The sequence below is a fragment of the Bacillus sp. SM2101 genome (assembly GCF_018588585.1).
Lineage (GTDB): Bacteria > Bacillota > Bacilli > Bacillales > SM2101 > Nanhaiella > Nanhaiella sioensis.
In genome coordinates this window covers 23,413-41,999 of record NZ_JAEUFG010000016.1, presented here as the reverse complement: position 1 = coordinate 41,999, position 18,587 = coordinate 23,413, and the positions used below count along the sequence as shown (strand labels likewise).

19 protein-coding genes are annotated in these 18,587 nt (G+C 34.1%); 4 read left to right on the top strand and 15 right to left on the bottom strand.

Translation table 11 applies throughout. The features are described from left to right. The 6 genes from JM172_RS15700 to JM172_RS15680 form a co-directional block, all read right to left on the bottom strand. On the bottom strand, positions 1 to 477 hold the full coding sequence (locus JM172_RS15700; RefSeq protein ID WP_214483321.1) for a hypothetical protein: 477 nt from the start codon (positions 475 to 477) through the stop codon (positions 1 to 3). A gap of 83 nt (positions 478 to 560) precedes the next feature. Then, a complete protein-coding gene (locus JM172_RS15695) occupies positions 561 to 764 on the bottom strand; it encodes a DUF1657 domain-containing protein (protein WP_214483320.1) in 204 nt (67 codons plus the stop codon). 138 nt (positions 765 to 902) lie between these two features. Continuing rightward, complete coding sequence (locus JM172_RS15690) at positions 903 to 1,190, bottom strand: hypothetical protein (protein WP_214483319.1); 288 nt, start codon at positions 1,188 to 1,190, stop codon at positions 903 to 905. Between the two features lie 305 nt (positions 1,191 to 1,495). Beyond that, entirely contained in the window at positions 1,496 to 1,618 is a 123-nt protein-coding gene (locus tag JM172_RS25215; RefSeq protein ID WP_284730468.1) for a hypothetical protein, read from the bottom strand. A gap of 86 nt (positions 1,619 to 1,704) precedes the next feature. Continuing rightward, complete coding sequence (locus JM172_RS15685; protein ID WP_214483318.1) at positions 1,705 to 2,055, bottom strand: DUF1360 domain-containing protein; 351 nt, start codon at positions 2,053 to 2,055, stop codon at positions 1,705 to 1,707. Positions 2,056 to 2,149: 94 nt separating this feature from the next. Beyond that, positions 2,150 to 4,444, bottom strand: coding sequence for a coiled-coil domain-containing protein (locus JM172_RS15680; protein WP_214483317.1), 2,295 nt, complete (start codon positions 4,442 to 4,444; stop codon positions 2,150 to 2,152). 210 nt (positions 4,445 to 4,654) lie between these two features. On the opposite strand from JM172_RS15680, the gene JM172_RS15675 reads away from it, so the two are divergent. Both JM172_RS15675 and JM172_RS15670 read left to right on the top strand, forming a co-directional pair. Beyond that, positions 4,655 to 5,341, top strand: coding sequence for a BMQ_0737 family morphogenetic spore coat protein (locus tag JM172_RS15675; RefSeq protein ID WP_214483316.1), 687 nt, complete (start codon positions 4,655 to 4,657; stop codon positions 5,339 to 5,341). Positions 5,342 to 5,670: 329 nt separating this feature from the next. Next, complete coding sequence (locus JM172_RS15670) at positions 5,671 to 6,243, top strand: hypothetical protein (RefSeq protein WP_214483315.1); 573 nt, start codon at positions 5,671 to 5,673, stop codon at positions 6,241 to 6,243. A gap of 232 nt (positions 6,244 to 6,475) precedes the next feature. Here the strand turns inward: JM172_RS15670 and JM172_RS15665 are convergent, their stop codons facing one another. Both JM172_RS15665 and JM172_RS15660 read right to left on the bottom strand, forming a co-directional pair. After that, positions 6,476 to 6,940 carry a hypothetical protein gene (locus tag JM172_RS15665; RefSeq protein ID WP_214483314.1) on the bottom strand — a complete coding sequence of 155 codons (465 nt, stop codon included), beginning with the start codon at positions 6,938 to 6,940 and terminating at the stop codon, positions 6,476 to 6,478. Between the two features lie 108 nt (positions 6,941 to 7,048). Next, entirely contained in the window at positions 7,049 to 7,864 is an 816-nt protein-coding gene (locus tag JM172_RS15660; protein ID WP_214483313.1) for a UTP--glucose-1-phosphate uridylyltransferase, read from the bottom strand. A gap of 190 nt (positions 7,865 to 8,054) precedes the next feature. On the opposite strand from JM172_RS15660, the gene JM172_RS15655 reads away from it, so the two are divergent. Continuing rightward, complete coding sequence (locus JM172_RS15655) at positions 8,055 to 9,215, top strand: glycosyltransferase family 4 protein (protein ID WP_214483312.1); 1,161 nt, start codon at positions 8,055 to 8,057, stop codon at positions 9,213 to 9,215. Between the two features lie 647 nt (positions 9,216 to 9,862). Here the strand turns inward: JM172_RS15655 and JM172_RS15650 are convergent. The 4 genes from JM172_RS15650 to JM172_RS15635 all read right to left on the bottom strand — a co-directional run bounded on the left by JM172_RS15650 (position 9,863) and on the right by JM172_RS15635 (position 13,749). Continuing rightward, the gene (locus tag JM172_RS15650; RefSeq protein WP_214483311.1) at positions 9,863 to 10,096 is read right to left on the bottom strand and encodes a hypothetical protein; all 234 of its coding nucleotides are present in this window, start codon (positions 10,094 to 10,096) and stop codon (positions 9,863 to 9,865) included. A 418-nt stretch (positions 10,097 to 10,514) separates the two neighbouring features. Next, a complete protein-coding gene (locus JM172_RS15645) occupies positions 10,515 to 11,510 on the bottom strand; it encodes a hypothetical protein (RefSeq protein ID WP_214483310.1) in 996 nt (331 codons plus the stop codon). A 1-nt stretch (position 11,511) separates the two neighbouring features. Beyond that, positions 11,512 to 12,570 (bottom strand): CotS family spore coat protein, encoded by a 1,059-nt coding sequence (locus JM172_RS15640; RefSeq protein WP_214483309.1) that lies wholly within the window; start codon positions 12,568 to 12,570, stop codon positions 11,512 to 11,514. A gap of 6 nt (positions 12,571 to 12,576) precedes the next feature. After that, entirely contained in the window at positions 12,577 to 13,749 is a 1,173-nt protein-coding gene (locus JM172_RS15635; protein ID WP_214483308.1) for a glycosyltransferase family 4 protein, read from the bottom strand. Between the two features lie 240 nt (positions 13,750 to 13,989). Between JM172_RS15635 and JM172_RS15630 the strand changes: the two genes are divergently transcribed. Beyond that, positions 13,990 to 15,078 (top strand): spore coat kinase CotI, encoded by a 1,089-nt coding sequence (locus tag JM172_RS15630; protein WP_214483307.1) that lies wholly within the window; start codon positions 13,990 to 13,992, stop codon positions 15,076 to 15,078. A gap of 52 nt (positions 15,079 to 15,130) precedes the next feature. Here JM172_RS15630 and JM172_RS15625 read toward each other — a convergent pair whose 3' ends face one another. From JM172_RS15625 to JM172_RS15615, 3 genes are all read right to left on the bottom strand, one after another. Beyond that, entirely contained in the window at positions 15,131 to 15,586 is a 456-nt protein-coding gene (locus JM172_RS15625; RefSeq protein WP_214483306.1) for a CotO family spore coat protein, read from the bottom strand. A 161-nt stretch (positions 15,587 to 15,747) separates the two neighbouring features. Next, positions 15,748 to 16,524 carry an enoyl-ACP reductase FabI gene (gene fabI, locus JM172_RS15620; protein ID WP_214483305.1) on the bottom strand — a complete coding sequence of 259 codons (777 nt, stop codon included), beginning with the start codon at positions 16,522 to 16,524 and terminating at the stop codon, positions 15,748 to 15,750. Between the two features lie 209 nt (positions 16,525 to 16,733). Continuing rightward, positions 16,734 to 18,587, bottom strand: a complete 1,854-nt coding sequence (locus JM172_RS15615; RefSeq protein WP_214483304.1) for a monovalent cation:proton antiporter family protein — start codon at positions 18,585 to 18,587, stop codon at positions 16,734 to 16,736.

Genomic DNA, 18,587 nt, shown 5'->3' with positions numbered 1-18,587 from the left:
TTAAGCTTCTTCTTTTGATAATAAAGTTATGTCATTTAATTCTTTTTCAGCTTTCTTTTTATCAAGCTTATCTTCATCAATTTTCTTTTTAAGCCGCGTCAATTCAATGAAGATTTTTAAGTCCCTAGAAACGGTAATTTTGTAATCTGGAAACTCTTTTTTTAACGCTTTTTTTGCTTTCGCTTCTATATCAGCTAGAAACCATCTGTGAACATGTTTCACCTTGAAACTAACGACAACTTCTTCATCAATATTTACAGCAATAGCTTGCGTAATCCTATCCTGTTTTACTATTTCCTTCATAACTCTTTGCGAAATTGTTTGATCAATCACAATTTGTTCAGGAGGTCTTTCCTTTGATGTGCTACTTAATTTTGTTATCATTTGGTTATCTTCGTTTGACTCTTTTTCCGTCATTGTACAGCTTGATGCTATTATGGTAATGATCATTAAAAAAAGCAGTCTACTTTTTCTCATTCAAAACCAATCCATTCTTTATGTAATGCTTAATTAGTATGTGCAAGCACTTCTTCCAAAAAAGGCTGGTATTCAACCAACCTTTATTGCCTGTACTGAGGTTCCTCTTGTTCAATTTCTTGCATGCGTGGATTGACAAGGTCTACAATTTGTTGTGCCTGCTGTGCAGCTTGCTCATATAATTGTTTAGCTTGTTGATTTTCAGTTTGTAACGCAAATTGCTCAAAGCTCGCTTGTGCACTTTTTAAACCAGCTATCGTCTGCTTAACTTGTGTTGCAACAGTCAAAATAATGTCCTCCTATGCTGGAAATTTCTTTTCACTGCTTATCTTGTATCGTTTACGCATTTTTTATAATAACTTTTTTTACCATCATGCCTTCATATAAAGTAAAACAGAGCTCTTGTAAGGAGCTCTGTTTCAAAATTAAAACCAAGAAAACGGTCTTCTTTGTTGGGGTTGCTCAACATTTTCCTCTTCAGTACTTTGATCATCTTCATTAACTTCTTCTGTATCAGTTGCTGTTTCATCTGCTTCTTCAGTTGCTACTTCTTGTTGTCTTCTTGGACGAAATCCCCAAGGATCACGGAAAGGCCTTCTTTCTTCCTGTGGCTGTTGTGACTTACTACCTTCATCTTGGATAATTACTTCATTTGCCTTAATGATTAAATTTTCTACATGAATTTCTTTCGGTTTCCGTTTTTTTTCTGCCATTTTCTACCCTCCTGAGAAAAAATCTTTACTCGCTTCTAACATATGCAATATATGATATTAGTGTATAGGCTTTTCAATTAAACAGATCTAACTAATTTATATTTTGAATATTTTTGATTTGACAGTTGTTTTTCTCGCCTATAGTAACAAGCGTTTAGTAACATTTTTTCTAGGGAATTTTGAAATAATAGTAATAAAGCTCATATATGACAACAACATATTACAAATATTTCTTAAATTTGTTAAATAAGCTAGAGATCACTCCACCTCATTCACTCATACACTTTATGTTAAGCTTTATCAGACTATCTTCTCTTCCCACAACCACAACCACCAGTTTTTTTGTAAACAGGAGTCGCAGGAGGTGGGGAAGCTACGTATTTACCTTGTGATGGTTTATTTACTGGCTTCATTATGATTTTTTTCACCAAAACACCTCCAAATTCTTTGTGCAATATTATATGCTTAACAAATAAATCTGTTGTAGTGAAAACGAGCAATTAATGCTCTTTCTCTACTCAAGTAGTCTAGAAATAATAACTTCAATGATGGCAGCACAGCCTGCAATGGCAAAAATAAAAATTAATGGTTCGAATAAAAAAGGCCAGAACAAATAACCTACATAAAAAAAGGTCGTACACCATATACCGCTACACCAATAACAACTAAGCAGCTCTCCTATCCAAGCTCGTAACCCAGTCCCCTTCACCTGCATGTACGTTACAATAGCTCCATTTGGTTGCTCTTCCTCGATCACCTCATGAAATGGTTTACGAAGAAATGCTGTAATTGTGTCATAAATGATTAATCTTGTAAGCCTAAAGCTTGCAAGAAATAATATAACGAATTCAAATACAGTTAACATTCATTTCACCTTTGCTTTATCTTTATTTTTTAAAGCTGACTTAATAGCATTTCTGGCACCTTGTCATCTGTAGCAAAAGAGGCAATCTCACAAACTATTTGTTATATATTTTTATTTTCTTTAAGAATGAAACAAACCAAGATTTTTTGTTTTGCTTTTCTTGAGAGCTATTATTTGGGTTGTCAGTTGAATAATGATTTAATAGATTATCTTCACTTCTTGTAACTAGTCCCTTATTGCTAAGACTCGTTTCTATTTGATCTATTTCATCAACATGATCTTTAAACTGTTCTTTACTAGTATAAATCGTATGATGCATTGTTGTACCAGCAGTATTTTCAACTTGGCCTGTACTTTCATCAGATTCTTGAGCATGTTGTGAACCAACTGTTGAAGTGTTCATGTGAGTTGTATGTTCAACGTTATCGACATTTTCAAGTTGTTGTTCATCTAAATCACCTTGATTTTTCTGATCCATCACTTCATCATTTGCATTATAATTTTCATCAGACTCTACGTTTAATTCAATTATTGTCTGTTGTTTTTTTCCCCTTTCATTTTCAACAACAGAATTACTAGTCATTTCTTCTTTGAGCTTTTCACTACTTGCCTTTTGTTCTAGATGAAGGGCTGTATTAACATGTTGTTCTTTTTCCATGTCTATTTCATTAGAAAATACTTGTTGCTCGTCAATGCTAACTTCTTCCACTTGAAGGTTTTCAATATCAATTATTTCATTATTCTTTTGCTCGAGGTGAGAGGTTGTATTGGCATGTTGTTGTTCCATGTCAATTTCATTTGTAGATACTTGTTGTTCATCAATGCTACTCTCTTCTTCTTGAAGATTTTCAATATCAACTATTGTATTATTCTTATGTTCAAGGTGAAGCTCAGCGTTTGTATGTTGCACATCAGAATCCGTAGCACTGTTAAGTTGAAAGTCATCATGATCTTGTGTACTTAACATATCTTTACTAGCTTCTATTTCTAGAGCTTCTTCCTTAACGTTTTGTTCACTATACTGCTGATGAATTAAATTATTAGTCTCTAACTTCTCTGAAACCGTATGTTGTGTTACTCCATTTTGAGCGATGTCTTCAGACACATGTCCGTAAGTACTTAGTTGTTCAGCCTCTGAAGGTGTCATTTTTGTACTTTGCTCTTTACTTATTTTCTCCTCTACAACAACATTTTCTATTTTGTGGGTCATGTCATTATTGTGTTGTTCTTTACCTTTCATCTTTAGCTTTTTCGGGTTTATTACCGCTTTTTCGTTTTTATGTTTTTTTTTTTGTTGATTTACTGACTGATTAGTTTCGTTGGACTGTTTTCTAAGACGCGTTAACGGATCAACATAATTTGTATTCTTTAAACTTGGCATTTTATATTTAGGTACCACATTTTTTTGATGACTTGTTCTTTGCTGTGATGATTCAACCTGATCTTTTTGAGTTAATACAATAGTTTCTGGAGAATTTCGTAAAATTTCGCTTAGTTTTATAAAGCTATTTGTAGTAGTAGAAGTAGTAGTAGAATCTGATTGCCGACCGTTTTTTTCCTTAATCAAGTTTGAAGTATGATTTACTTCCATTATGGGCGATTGTTCCTGAACAGGTACACTTACATCAGATATTGTTTGGGGTTGGTTGGTTTGTGTGCGAGCTGATTCAAAAAGCTCTTGTTCATCTTTTTCGTTACTATGCGCTTGAATATCTTCTTGTTTTAGCTTAGAAATTTTATGTTCCATATTATTGATTTTCTCAAGTAAGGTCTTGATTTGTTCATTTATACTACCTTGTTCCTCGTTCTTTATTTTATCTGCAACCACTTTTTTGTTTTCTTGTAATTGCAGTACATTATCCTGTTGGTTTGCGATAATTGAAAGTAATTGATCGATTTTCCCTCGTAGGTTCTCATTATCAGCTTGTAATGATTCACTTTCCTTTTCCATTTCCACCAGCCTCTTTTCATAATCTTTCTTTTTTAGTTCTATTGATTCGAGTTGATCTACAAGTGTTGATTGAATACCTTCTAATTTTTCACATGTATCTGTTAAGGAGTGAATTTTATTTTCGTACATATCTCTTTGCTCTGTTAATTGATTCAATACTTCTTTAATCATTGAAAACTGTTCAAGCAAGTCCTGTTCAACATTTGCAAATTGAGAAGACATTTTTATATAAAAGTCAGATAATTGTTTTTGAGTTCGTTGCTCATCTTCATTTTTATTTTTATCTGACTGTTCATCACTAAACTTTTTGACATCCTTTACTTTTAATCGTTCCTCGTTCATTTGAATTAATTCTTTATATACTTCATGCATATATTGTAAGCCTTCTAATTGTTTTTTTAACTCTTCATTTTCTTGAATGATATCATGGTTATCCAAGTTCCTCCCCCCCTTTATAAGTGCTATTTTGTAAAAGGAAATATGTTTTTTATACTTAACCTTACCTACATTTTATGCACATTTATTTAAATGTTTACATCATTAAGTGCACATGCTCAAAAATAAAAAAATAGTCATTTATCTTATCACATACTAACGGTCAATTCATAAGATGAAGTAGATTCAAAATTTATGGAAAGGAAGATTTGTATGGCAATTAAGCTTGACGATTCTTGGAAGGAAGAATGTATACATGTTTGTAAAGTGTATGACTGGACCACTTTACTAACAAAGCTTACAGACAGAGAATTACAGTTAACGACTTCAAATTCTCCGATTGATTTATCTATGGCAACAATCGACAAAACGATGTGTGATGTGTCACTTGTCGCTTGTGAAGAGCCAGACCCAGATGATCGTACTGAAGTATTATGTTTCCATGATGGTAGAGAGATTCGTTTATGGAAAGTATCATTAAAGAAGACTTTTTGCATCGATATTACTGTAGAAGCAACAGGGACGAATGCAAGTGGTATGACAGAGACGGTTTGGGTAACATTTGACACAGTAATGGTTTCGACTTGTGAGGAAGTGCTTCTATGTGCACCTCCTGGAACAGAAGTATGCTGTGATCCGTTTGAACTAGAGGGTCATAAAACTTGTAAAGTCGAACCGATTATGAATATTTCATGTACGCCAAATTCTGATGGAACTTTTACTTGTACTGCAACAACTTGGGTTTGTCTTAAATCTTGCCAAAACATCATGGTGAAATTTGATGTTGTGTTGAAAGTTTGGGCTCAATTCTGCGAACCTAGAGGAGAAATTAAGTGTGACCTAGATTGCATCCCACCAGCGAATCCTCCACAATGTGATGAACTGTTTCCGTTGTGTTGACAACATTTCATAACCTCTTCTTACAAACTTGTGAGCTAACATAGTTCTAACGATATCAACGGAAAGTGCCTTACTGTATATGTAGGCACTTTTATTTTTTAGGCCATTTTCATAAACTTTGTTGCTTCAGCTCCTAAAATAGAAGATAAAGATCGTTTTATAGAAGAAACTGCCACGAAATCTATTTTGGAAAACACTCGTCCATAAAATAGTTTTAACTACGACTATATTTTTCACTTGTTAGACAATCTTATTTTTCATACATATATATTGACTTCAATTAATTTCTTGTTATGGTAAGCACTTTTATTAAAAGGAGGATAAAACAAATGAAGGAATCGTTTCGTGAAATTGAGCAGCGACTTGCGCAGTACGAAGCTGATTTAAAGGCTGTTAAAGAAGAGTATCTCTCAGCTAAAAATCAGCTTGACAACAACGAAATTGTATCCGTTATTCCTTATTTTCAATATTCAGTACTGCTACCAAAGGATCAAGAAAATACACTAAAAGTATTCGGATCATTCGTCATTAAAAATATTGGTACCGTTGAAGTGAATGAGCCGATTATTTGCTTACTCGCTTCTCCTTCGAATGACATTTTAATTAGCGGTAAGATTGGTGAACATATAAATTATGACCCCCACGACAACCCATATCAATTAGAAGCTTGGGATTATGTAAATGACACACTTAAGAGCAAAGTAGAAGACAATGGTGAGTATTGGTTAAAACCAGTAATAACAAAAAAAATCCGACCAGAAGAACAACTATCTTTCGCAAATTTCCATATATCCTATCACCTAAATCAGAAAGTCCCTATTTTTAAGGTAAAGGCATTCTTTTATAGTCAGGAATTGAAAAAAGGAGTTGCCTCCACTAATCAGATTATCATTCAACACTAAAGTATACTTCTAAAAAATTGATTGTATTAAGAGCATTTTATTACTAATAATGCAAATTTAAAAACTAGGAGAACGTTGACCTTTTCTTACGTTCTCTTAGTTTTCACTGTTTTCGCATAAACTTGTTTGTCATACTTAAAGATAAACCAATCGTCTGTGACATCTTTTCATCTTTCAAAAAGTTGAGAATCCTATAAAACTATTACTTTACGAAAAGAACCTAGATTATCACTCACCCTTTTTGAAATGTTGAAACATTTAAGCTCCGACAATTACTGTCAATTCCAGTATCCAAATCTGTCATATCATTTGCAATTGTAAGTCTATACATATGACAGCCGACTCCTGGCTCATCACAAACAGTGTTGTTCGGAGTTAATGTAAACATTCCACCAGCCCTATTATCATTAACAGCATACTCACACAATATAACTGGATTCGCCATACTACTTGTAATACGTTCAACAGTATAAGTACAGCTCACGCCATTAACTGCTCCATCACCTGTGATTGCTTGTAGATCAACCATTGAATCCACCTTAGCGACCCAATTTTTTTCAGTGACATTTATCATTGGGGTAGTTAAAACGATATTCGTAAAGTTGTTCATTCCAGCAGTTTTCACTGTGATATTATTATTTTCCATTACGCAATAAATTTCATTTTCTCTTTTCCCTTTGCATTTACAACCTGACATCCGATTTCCATCCTTTCGGTAGTATTTTTAAAGGTATGATTTATACCTGTTTCTAATTTAGTAAATGCAAGTTATATTAAAATTGAAACGGACAAGAGTCTACCATTTTTACCCATTTTTCATATCACTGTAAACAAAATTTAGTAATTTCATATAATCATCCATACTACCAATATCGTATCTTTTTCCTTCTATTAATTTGCCGTATATATTTTCTGATTGCAACAATGCTTTCATGCCATCTGTCAACTGATATTCACCGCCAATACCCCGTTTAATATTATCCAATTGCTCAAAAATCATTGGTGTAAACACATACCTACCTATGACTGCTAATTGAGAAGGTGGGTTTATCTTTGGCTTTTCAACAATATCAGTCAACCTATAAGTATCGTTACTATGCTTTTTTCCTTTTATTACGCCATATTGATTTAAGTATTTTTCGTCAACCGTTTGTAAACCTATGACACTCTCTTTATATTTCGTAAATACATCAATTAATTGTTTCAGACATGGTGAATGTTTATGGAGAATGATATCATCTGGTAATAACACAGCAAACGACTCGTCATTTATAAATGACTTTCCGAGACGAATGGCATCCCCTAGACCTTTCGCAATAGGTTGGCGAGTATAGTGAATTTGTATATCAGGTATATTAGGGGCATCCATCAAATGCATTTTATTTTTACGTTCAAGAAATGCTTCAAGTTCAAGTGAATGGTCGAAGTAGTCAACGATAAGGTTTTTTGATCGAGAAACAACCATTAATATTTGCTCAATTCCTGACTCAATTGCTTCTTCCACTACGTATTGAATGGCGGGCTTAATACCAATCGGAAACATTTCCTTGGGAATAACCTTTGAGATTGGTAAACTACGTGTTCCATATCCTGCTGCTGGTATGATCGCTTTTTTAATCACGTCAACCTCTCCTCACTTCCTATCTTTCCGTTAGATAATTACCTTCCTATATGTTATGCGAGAAACCTCTCCCTGCAAGTTGACCATGATAATATTACTTACTTGCACTATTTTTGGGCTCCGCATTTGTCACAAAAATAGCCATAACAAGAATAAAATATGAACAGACACGGAAGGAGGGATGGATAAGGTGAAGATTTGCTTTATTTGTACCGAAAAGCTTCCATCACCATCAATTAGAGGAGGGGCGATACAACTGATGATTGATGGGGTGCTTCCATATTTAAAAGATGATCATGACATAACAGTTTTTTCAATCACTGACCCTGATCTACCTGATAAGGAAGAGCGTAGTGGAGTAGCCTTTATACGTTTTGACAGAGAGCATTATAGGTCACTAGTAGCAGAAGAATTAACTAATCATACCTTTGATGTAATCCATGTATACAACCGCCCTGCAAATGTGCCACTATATAAGCAAGCTTCTCCATCTAGCCGCTTCGTCGTTAGTCTTCATAATGAAATGTTTGCAGAACATAAACTTGCCTTTGATGAAGGTCAACAAATTGTACGTGACGTTGATGCGATTACGACTGTAAGCAATTATATTAAACAAACAGTGCTAACACGGTTTCCAGAAGCTGAAAAAAAAATAAAGGTCGTCTATTCTGGGGTCGATTTACAACAATTCATTCCTCTATGGTCTCTTGAAGGCAAACGCATCCGCCATCGATTACGTCAAAAGTATAGTATTGCTCAGGATGAAAAAGTCATATTATTTGTCGGCCGTTTAAGCCAATCCAAAGGCCCTCATATATTACTTGAGGCAATGAAATATATATTAAAAAAGAATGAACATGCTGTTCTCGTTATTGTTGGGGGAAAGTGGTTTAGTGATAATAATATGAATGGCTATGTGCGCTCATTGTACAAACAAGCACTTCCATATGGAGATCGCATCATTTTTACAAAGTATGTGCCAGCTGAACATATTCCACATTTATTTCTCATTGGAGATTTATTTGTCTGTAGTTCTCTTTGGAATGAGCCATTAGCGAGGGTCCATTATGAAGCGATGGCTGCTGGTATTCCAGTAGTTACTACTAAGCGGGGTGGAAATGAAGAAGTTATGATTGATGCAATGAACGGCCTTCTTATTTATGACTATAACAATCCTTTGGAATATGCCAAATCGATCAATTTTATTTTATCACACCCATCCATTGCGAGGGGGTTTGCTAAATTAGGCAGAAAATTTGTTGAAGTTAACTTCCAGTTTCACCACGTTGCAGATCGGCTAGAAAGGGTATACAACGAAGTATTGTATGAAGAAAATCCAAATAGCACCTAAAAATTTTGCCCTCATTACGGAACAACTCCAACAATTTGAACTCAAAACAAAAAGCGGCATATTGCTGATTTTTGTTTTTTGCTGTTTATCACATTAATTTCTGGGATTTTTTTTCTTAGGCTCCTTTCGTAAATTTTATTGTTATTATGTAAATTTGTGAAACTACTAAGTATTATATAATATTACAGTCTTTTTAGAAAAAAGATGCTACGAATATAAGTTATAATCCTGTATAGTTCTAATTACGAAAAGCAACAATTAATACAAAACAGCTTCTGCATAAAAGCTATGGTAATCTTTAAAGGCTCTTTTCGTAAACTTTGTTGCTATTGTTATTAATTTAATACCAAAAAAGTGGTTTTTTTATTGTTAGTCATCGTTGTACAGAAGAAAAGATGCCACGAACGCTAGCTGTGTACTGTTTTATTTCTTAATACGAAAAACAACAATCAATGTGAAAACAGCCTCATCAAAGACCGTCTTTCTATTTAAAATAAAAAGCAACACAAATGTCAAAACCACCAATTCAACAATTATAGTTAAAAAGGTCAAATCTCCAAATTCTATAACTTGTGTTTTGAGATATTCCCTCTTTTACAAGCTATAGAAGTAAAGATCTGACCTTACAGGTTGTAATTTACAGTAGTTTAATCTTCTTCGTCATCTTCATCTTCTTCGTCTTCATCTTCTTCGTCTTCACCTATGACATACTCATAGACATTACCATCTTCATATTCTAGTTCGATTTCTAGCTCTTCAAATGATAAGTTCTTAATTTCTTTCAATACAGCCTTCAAAGCCTCCTCAGGACTTACATTATGTGAAAGCTCAAACCCTTCTTCAAAATCAATATCTACTTTTACTGAAATGACTTCACCCAATTGTACTCCTCCTCACCCGAAATTCATTACGCTAACATGATATGCATCTTGCATTAAATTATTGACAAAATAATATTGAATTTTTGAGGGGTAAAAGATTTACTAGCCCATAGAGACCTAATTACTAAGAAAAGGCTCTTTTTCATAAACATTGTTCTTATTAAGACTAAAATAAGTCATCAATTAATAGTTATAACTTGATTTTGCATGTGAAAAGATGCCATGAATACTTGATTTTTACATATTTAGCTTAGTATGAAAAGCAACAATTAATGCGCAGACAGCCAATGACAAACATCGCAATAGAGAAGCAAAGATGGGGACTTTATTTGTACAAGGGTTTATGTTTTAGTATAAGAAAAAAAGACAGCCTAAAAATAAGAAAACTGCATAACTATATCTTATTGCCAAAATAAGTTTAATCATTGCTTATATATATAGATGGTTTAGGTAAAGGGTCGGTTGAAGCAATCATTATTACCTTTTCTTCCTTAAGTAATTCTTGATCAACATTGGCAGTATCGTTCGCTGTTATTTCTTTAGTTTTCTCTGAGTCTTCTTTCACATTGTCAACTTTATCGATATCATCAACTTTATCAGATGACAAACTACTTAATGGCTCTGTTGAATCATTAGTCTTATCATGATTAACATTCGTTTTTAACTCTGGTGATTTATCTACATTGCGATCTTTAGCATTTTCTTCATTAAATAATTGGTGTAAATCTTTTTTTGATTGCTGTTTGCTGCTCTGATTATCATCATCCTTGATTTGACTCTTCGTATCTTTACCAATTGGATGTGATTTTTCTTCTACGAGCTTACCGCTAGATGCGTCTTCACCTTTCCTTTCCTGTAAACTATTTTTGTTACTTGTACTAAAAATGGGATATTCACCGAATTCTTCTTCTAACAGAATACGATATAACGCCTTCTTAGATCCCTTACGCCTGTTCTTTCCTGTATTATCATGACTATGACTATTCTCTTCCATTATTTGCGAATTTTCGGATTCCTTTGCATGACTATTGAACTCCTCATGCTCATCAGTAATCGTATCTCCATTGGCCGTTATCTCTTGTGTATCGACACTTTCTTCCAGAGCAGTTATTTCACTACCAACTCCATCTAATTGCTCGTTCTTTATAGCTGATTCCACATCACTGTTTTCTTGGATTACTATATCATCTGTCACTGTATTTACTGTCGGGTATTCCTGCAGGATTACTCCTTCAAGTGAGGATAAATGATTTTTTACGGCCAATTCATTTAAGACAATTTGATCTATATTATCAAGAATTTGTTCATACTCTGAAATACTCCATCCCATCGGTCCCGGTGGTGAAAATGTAAATTTTGCTAAATCAAGTTTTGGGATCTTATTATTCGCTTTGTCAGACTGATTTTCAACCACATCATTCACCTCCTTTTCCTTCTTTTATACTACTAACTATTTCTCTGTACTGATGTAAAAACTGTTCTTTTGAATCTTCCACTGCAATAATATTTTGTAACGCCCAAATATACTTTTCATTACCCCAGGATCTCTTCTGGCTTAAATAGTATTTGTGTATAATTGAACAGAATAAATACGGAAATTCTAAGTCGGCCCATAACACTTTATATTGATCTGGAGTTAACGGATTAACAGCTTCATATGAACTTAGTAACTCAACAGCTAGATCAGTATCCCATACCGATAATTTTTTCATTAATTTATTTAGCAGAATGCGTAAATCTCTTGATGGTAGGTCATAAGTAATTGAATGTAGCTCTCTCATAAATGGATTTCCGTCAATTTCTGTAAATCTAGCTAGTGTAAAATCTTGTTGACAGTAACTCCTTTCCTCAATTGAATTCTTTGTCCATTGTTCATACTGGCCGTTATCAAGAGCTCTTAAGGCATTTTGTCCTCGTTCAAGCATTTTGTCAGCATACATTAAAAATAACTTAGAAAATTCGTCCTCAGGATAAGACTGTGCCAACTGCTTATTACCCGCTAATTCTTGCAATTTCCATCGATATAATTTATGCCATTTGTCAAGTCTACTACGCTTTTTACTTTCCGAGGCTGGAACATACCCTTTTGAAGAAATATGAAATTGTGCGGCAAATGCAAAGATTTTCTTCATCTGATCCTTGTTGTAATAAATCATTTCATTTCCTGCTACTTTATCGTATAACACATATGAAAAATCTTTTGCTCCGAGACAAATTGCACCGCTTGATGTTTTATGAATTGGTGTTATCGCCAAACCATTTTTATAGAGATGATCATGTGCTCCAGCGATAAACAACATTCTTCTCGGTTTCATTTGTGCCTGTTTTAATATTTTTTCACCTTCATTTGTCTTTACTTCCCAAGTTGTCCTTCCACTCCGACTTTCGATGAGATGAATATCTAATATATCAAATGGATAGAACTGTAAAACTCGGTTCAAATAAGAGATGTCTTGAGTATGCTGTTGTTCCAAATACTTTCACCCTTTCAGAAGAGGATTCGTTTTAGTTGGTGAATTAGCTCGTGCTTGTTCATACACATGTAACAAATTCTCGGCTACTCGATCCCAGTTAAAGTCACGTTCAACGATTGAACGACCATATTTACCCATGCTTCTACGCGTATTTCCCTCATTTAACAATAGATTGATTTTCTTTGCATATTCAATAGGGTTTTCAAAATCATCAATGATATAACCATTCTTACCTTCCTCAATGACTTCTGGATTTCCACCACGCTTACTCGTTATAATTGGTAAACCAGCAGCCATCGCTTCATAATGTACACGTGCAAGTGGCTCTTGCCATTGTGAAGAACAGACAAATACATCTGACATTGCATACAACTCTGGAATATTTTTCGGTCGCACAAACTTTATAAACGTCACATGCTCTTTGTACATGGCACCAAACGTATATAAATGACGTACATAATTGTTAACATTATCGTCACCGAACCATTTGGACCCGATAAAAACCATCATGATATCTGGATGTTTGTCTATGATGTGTGGCAGAGCTTGAAGAAGTAAATGTGGACCTTTAACTTTACTTAAACGACCTACGAATAAGACTATTTTTCTGCCTTGTAAATTTAATTCGCCCCGAATTCGATTTCTTGTACTCTTACCATTTCCTGTCCATGCAGGATGATAGTGGTCTATATCTACTCCTGAATAGACCGTCGATGTTTTATTTACGGCTTCTGGAAATCGAGATGTTATTGTTTTTCCAATAAAATTACTAACCGTTACGATTTTTGAAACATTTTGAATACAATCTAGACCCTCAATGTCAGTCATTTTTTCATAATCGAACATTTCATTATGCACACTTAAGACAAATTTAGTTTGGGGTGAGGCAGCAGCTAGAATTTTTATCCAATTTGGACGATTACATAAATGTATGACATCATAATTTTCAGCTTTAATATGAGCTTCAATTTGCTCAACATATCGATCTGCACTAAACCGAATATATTTCACACCATTTGTTTGTTCAAAATCAAGTAACTCAGAGTCTGTAATTGAAATAACTGTTACATCATGCTTTTGAGCAATGATTGACGCAACCGATTGTAAATATATTTGAATCGCTCCACCTCGTATTGCAGGTACAGGAAGTTTCTCTGTAGCGATTAAAGCTATTTTCATAATCAACCTCCATTCATTTACACTTAGTAAAATTGAGATAAACTATCCTTATTTATTTATGATACGAGTTTGTAAGGACCGTTGTTCCTAATTACTTTTCATTTTTTTAAATGTAGGCACGTTACCTAGCTACAGTGAAAAATACTAGAACTAGGAAAATACCTATTTTTTTATGAAACTGAGAAAATTGTTGGCAACTTATGTTGGATAACCATACATTAATCATACAAGGATTGGAGGATGGTGACTGGATTGATTGAGGATCAAATTATAGTTGATCAGTTTGAAGAAGAAGAAAGTGAGTATGTATTAACACCAGAAGAAGAAGAAAAGCTGTTAAAACTTGCAGAAACAATTATGCCTTATTGGGATTTTTCAATAACTAATATTGAGGTTATCCAAGGGGGGCAAATGGCACTCGTTTGGAAAATCCATACAACAGAGCAAGTCATTTGTTTAAAAAGAATACACCGCCCTGAGAAAAAAGCGCTTTTTTCTATTTATGCCCAAGATTACTTAGCACAGAAAGGTATGAGGGTTCCAGGAATTATACCTAATAAGCATGGTGAACTCTATTCTAAACATGGACCATTTTTGTTTGTTGTCTATGATTGGATTGAGGGCAGACCATTTGAATTAACCGTTACTGAAGATGTCGAATTCATGATGAAAGGGCTTGCAGAATTCCATTTAGCATCGATAGGTTACTTGCCACCACCAGGTGTTCCGGTATTTAAAAAGCTTGGCAGATGGCCAAATCATTATATTAAAAGGTGTCAACAGATGGAAACATGGAAGCTAGTTGCGCAAAGATTTCCTGATGATCCTTTTTCACAAACTTATTTAGCTGAAATAGATGCATTTATTGATGAAGGACGTAATACATTACAGAGACTATTTGAATCAGAGTATCAAACATGGGTACAAAGTATGGAGGCTACACCTACTTTATGTCACCAGGATTATGGCACAGGTAATACATTGTTAGGAACAGATGAGCAGATCTGGGTAATTGACCTTGACACCGTATCGTATGATTTACCAATCCGTGATTTGCGCAAAATTGTCATACCACTGCTGGACACTAGTGGTGTTTGGAATGAAGAACAATTCAATATTATGATAAATGCTTACGAATCAATTTCACCTCTTTCTTCAGCACAAAAACAAATTATGTTCATTGATATGTTGTTCCCTTACGAGCTATACGATGTGATCCGTGAACGATATGTACGTCAATCTCCTTTACTACCCGATGAATTAACAGGAGCGATGGAATATGAACGTATTAAATCCACTGCATTAAATAAATTGATTGATCAAATATAACAAAAGCTCTAAATGTCTACACGACAATTAGAGCTCCCACCATACCATACAGCTACGACAATCCTACCATTGTTATTAGTTCAACCTCATCGATATTAATCGTAATTGTTTCGCCAGTATCTATCAAATGCATTGAAATTTCTTCATCCGTTTGTTCAATAATCGTACCTTCAAACATATCATTGATCGTTTTAATTTTACATTTTACACGAGGTAGTTGTTTTGGTGGATTTGCTAAAAATTTCACTTTTTCAACTAGGTCCATTTCTTTAAAAGGTTTAATTGAAGATTTTTTAGCATATTTTCTCTTTTCTATTATACGTTCAGGCTGTTCTATTTTTTCAACACTATCTTTGTTATCGATTTTATTTATGTCAGTTACATTTATAGATTCATTTTTATCCACCTTGGCTATAAATGTTTTTTGCATAGATGATTCAATTGTACTTAAGTTGGGTTGTATAATATACATAAATGGTGTATTTTTAATTTTTTGTTTTTCTTTCATGCTCTTTCACCCCTTAATTCGATTTCCATCAATATATATTTATGCACTTCGTACAACAAATTACCTAAATTTAAGAAAAAAAACCTTCTTTTCATTTGAAAAGAAGGTTTTTAAAACGATTTATACTTTCGATTATAAATTTCTAAACTATTTTTTTCGATTTACCTTGCTAGAATGTGATATCCAGAATCTACATGGATATTTTCACCAGTAATACCTCTTGAAAAGTCACTGAATAAAAACGTAGCTGTGTCACCAACCTCTTCTTGTGTTGTTGTTCGACGAAGAGGTGCACGTTCTTCAATTTCTTTTAGAATAGAGTTAAAATCACTTACACCTTTTGCTGACAATGTTCGGATTGGTCCAGCGGAAATTGCATTAACCCGTATACCATATTTCCCTAAGTCATTCGCTAAATATTTCACACTAGCTTCAAGTGATGCTTTTGCAACACCCATCACATTATAGTTTGAGACCACACGTTCTCCACCTAAATAAGTTAAAGTAATAATACTTCCACCTTCTGTCATAAGGTCCTTTGCTTCTTTTGCGACAGCTGTTAAAGAGTATGAACTGATGTTATGTGATAATAAGAAGCCGTCCCGAGATGTATTAAGAAAATCTCCAGTTAGCTCTTCTTTATTTGCAAAGGCTATACAGTGAGCAATCCCATGTATAGTACCTACTTCATCTTTTATCTTGCTGAAACAATTAGCAACTTCTTCATCGTTTGTAACATCACAAGGTAAGACGAGTGTATCATTCCCTTCCAACGTGTCAGCAAGATCTCGGACATTCTTCTCTAAACGCTCACCTGCAAAAGTAAAAATAAGTCTTGCACCAGCATTATGAAGTGAACGAGCGATGCCCCATGCTATGCTACGTTTATTTGCAACGCCCATTACAACGTATGTACGTCCTTTTAAAGAAAAAGACATGTATATCCCTCCTGAATTATTACAAGTTATTAGTACCTAGTAATAAAAATAGTATAACATATTTTTGAGCACATTCATAATATATTTCTCATAAGCAAAGGGCCAGCTTCGTATACCCTATGGTCTGTATCATTTATAGCAATATTGTATACAGAATATAGAGTATAGATTCAGACCCTTTTTTTAATCAATATTTATGAATAGCTTTATTATTCACCAAATTCAAGTACTCTTCTTAACTCTTCAACATACTCTCGTGACCCTGTTACAATGAGCCTGTCACCCATTTTCAGTTCAGTATCCCCGTGCGGTACGATCGAATCTTTTCCTCTGAACATTCGAACGAAAATCACATCACCAGTAAAAGGAAAATTACGCAGCATTAAACCGTCGTATTTAAGATTATTCATATTGATTTGGTATAACGCAGTATCTTGATTAGTTAAGATGTTCATGATACTTGGAGACTCAATTAATGCCTTTAACAAGGCTTTCGTCGATAAGAATACCGAGAACACATCGACATTTCTTGACTTTAGCTCCTCGTCTAAGTTCGGTGACTCAACCCTCGCAATGACACGATCCACACCATACTCTTTTGCAAAGATGGCTACTTCAGCATTTATTGTTTCTTCACCAGTTGTTGCTACAAAAATATCTACATCAAATACATCGAGATTCTTTAATGATTCAATCGAATAGTCAGATACTTCAACAATCTCAAACAATGAATCAGCAATTTTCTTCTCAATTTTCTCTTGTGTAACATGATATAAAGTTGACTCATATAAAGCTGGGTTTAATTCTCGTGTCACAGTTAGAGTATGTTGATTCGCTCCAATAAAGGCAACCTTTAATTTACGCATTTCTCCTTCCTGTACTGGGAAGATCTTTTTAAATGCAATTGGAGAAACAACACTTGTTATAACTGCTACTAAAATAAATGCATCTGACATTTGTTGACTAATAATTTCCATCCGAACACCAATAGTTCCTGCGGCAATTACTAAGGACAAAGTTGATGTTAGAAGAAAACCAGAAGCAAGAACTGTTTTTCGATCATACCAAATTCTTAATATATAAATAGGGATTATTTTTGAGATAAACAAAGCACCTAGCAATAACGGAATAAACAATAACAATTTAGGATGTTCAAATAAGGACCATATGTCTAAATTTACCCCGACCATGACGAAAAAAATTGGTATTAAAAAGCCATAACCGAATGAGTCCAATTTATGGACTAGATCTGCATTTGGTGCTAAAAGGGAAACAAGTACTCCAGCTAAAAATGCTCCTAATATATTTTCTGCACCGATTGTTTCAGATAATGCCACTAATACAATAATTAAAGCAAATACCGCCCGTGTGCCAATCTGAATTGTCCCTTTAGACATCGTTTCAAGAAAAGATTGGTTTCGGAAATATTTCCCTAATAAATAAAAGATAACCCCAACACCAAACAAGATCAGTAATAACCATGTGCTACCTTGTCCAGTATCATATATAGATACAAAGACAGCTAATAAAATCATTGTCACTAAGTCTGCAATGACAGCTACTAATAGGATCGTTTGCCCGATTGACGACTTCATAATTTGAACGTCTTTGAGTGTAGGAACAACAACGCCTAGGGAGATTGTAGAAATAATTAATGTCATTAAAAATGCATTTTCAATGATACCAAACCAGACAAATATGTATGATAGAACTAAGGATATGCCAAAAATACCTACAAAAATAAGAAATCCAACAAGAAATGGATTTGGTGCATCTTTTCCACTGCTCAATTTTTCCTTCTTTTTACTTCCAGCAAATGCTGAGAAGTCGATTTCTAGACCACTTAAAAACATTAAAAAGATAAAGCCTAACATCGACAGCGTTTCTAGCCACATGTCAGGATGTACGATATTAAATCCACTTTTTCCAATAATTAGCCCCATCACAATTTCTGCAACGACCAACGGAATGAGATTCAATCGCAGTCTATGAAGTAAAATTGGAGTTAAAAATGCAATGATTATTACGATAACTAGCGAAGTGACAGAAGCATGTTGCTCCAT

Coding starts and splice junctions, on each gene's coding strand:
- JM172_RS15700 (WP_214483321.1), bottom strand. CDS start 477: ATGAGAAAAAGTAGACTGCTTTTTTTAATGATCATTACCATAATAGCA.
- JM172_RS15690 (WP_214483319.1), bottom strand. CDS start 1,190: ATGGCAGAAAAAAAACGGAAACCGAAAGAAATTCATGTAGAAAATTTA.
- JM172_RS15685 (WP_214483318.1), bottom strand. CDS start 2,055: ATGTTAACTGTATTTGAATTCGTTATATTATTTCTTGCAAGCTTTAGG.
- JM172_RS15675 (WP_214483316.1), top strand. CDS start 4,655: ATGGCAATTAAGCTTGACGATTCTTGGAAGGAAGAATGTATACATGTT.
- JM172_RS15670 (WP_214483315.1), top strand. CDS start 5,671: ATGAAGGAATCGTTTCGTGAAATTGAGCAGCGACTTGCGCAGTACGAA.
- JM172_RS15665 (WP_214483314.1), bottom strand. CDS start 6,940: ATGTCAGGTTGTAAATGCAAAGGGAAAAGAGAAAATGAAATTTATTGC.
- JM172_RS15635 (WP_214483308.1), bottom strand. CDS start 13,749: ATGAAAATAGCTTTAATCGCTACAGAGAAACTTCCTGTACCTGCAATA.
- JM172_RS15630 (WP_214483307.1), top strand. CDS start 13,990: ATGGTGACTGGATTGATTGAGGATCAAATTATAGTTGATCAGTTTGAA.
- JM172_RS15625 (WP_214483306.1), bottom strand. CDS start 15,586: ATGAAAGAAAAACAAAAAATTAAAAATACACCATTTATGTATATTATA.
- fabI (WP_214483305.1), bottom strand. CDS start 16,524: ATGTCTTTTTCTTTAAAAGGACGTACATACGTTGTAATGGGCGTTGCA.
- JM172_RS15615 (WP_214483304.1), bottom strand. CDS start 18,587: ATGGAGCAACATGCTTCTGTCACTTCGCTAGTTATCGTAATAATCATT.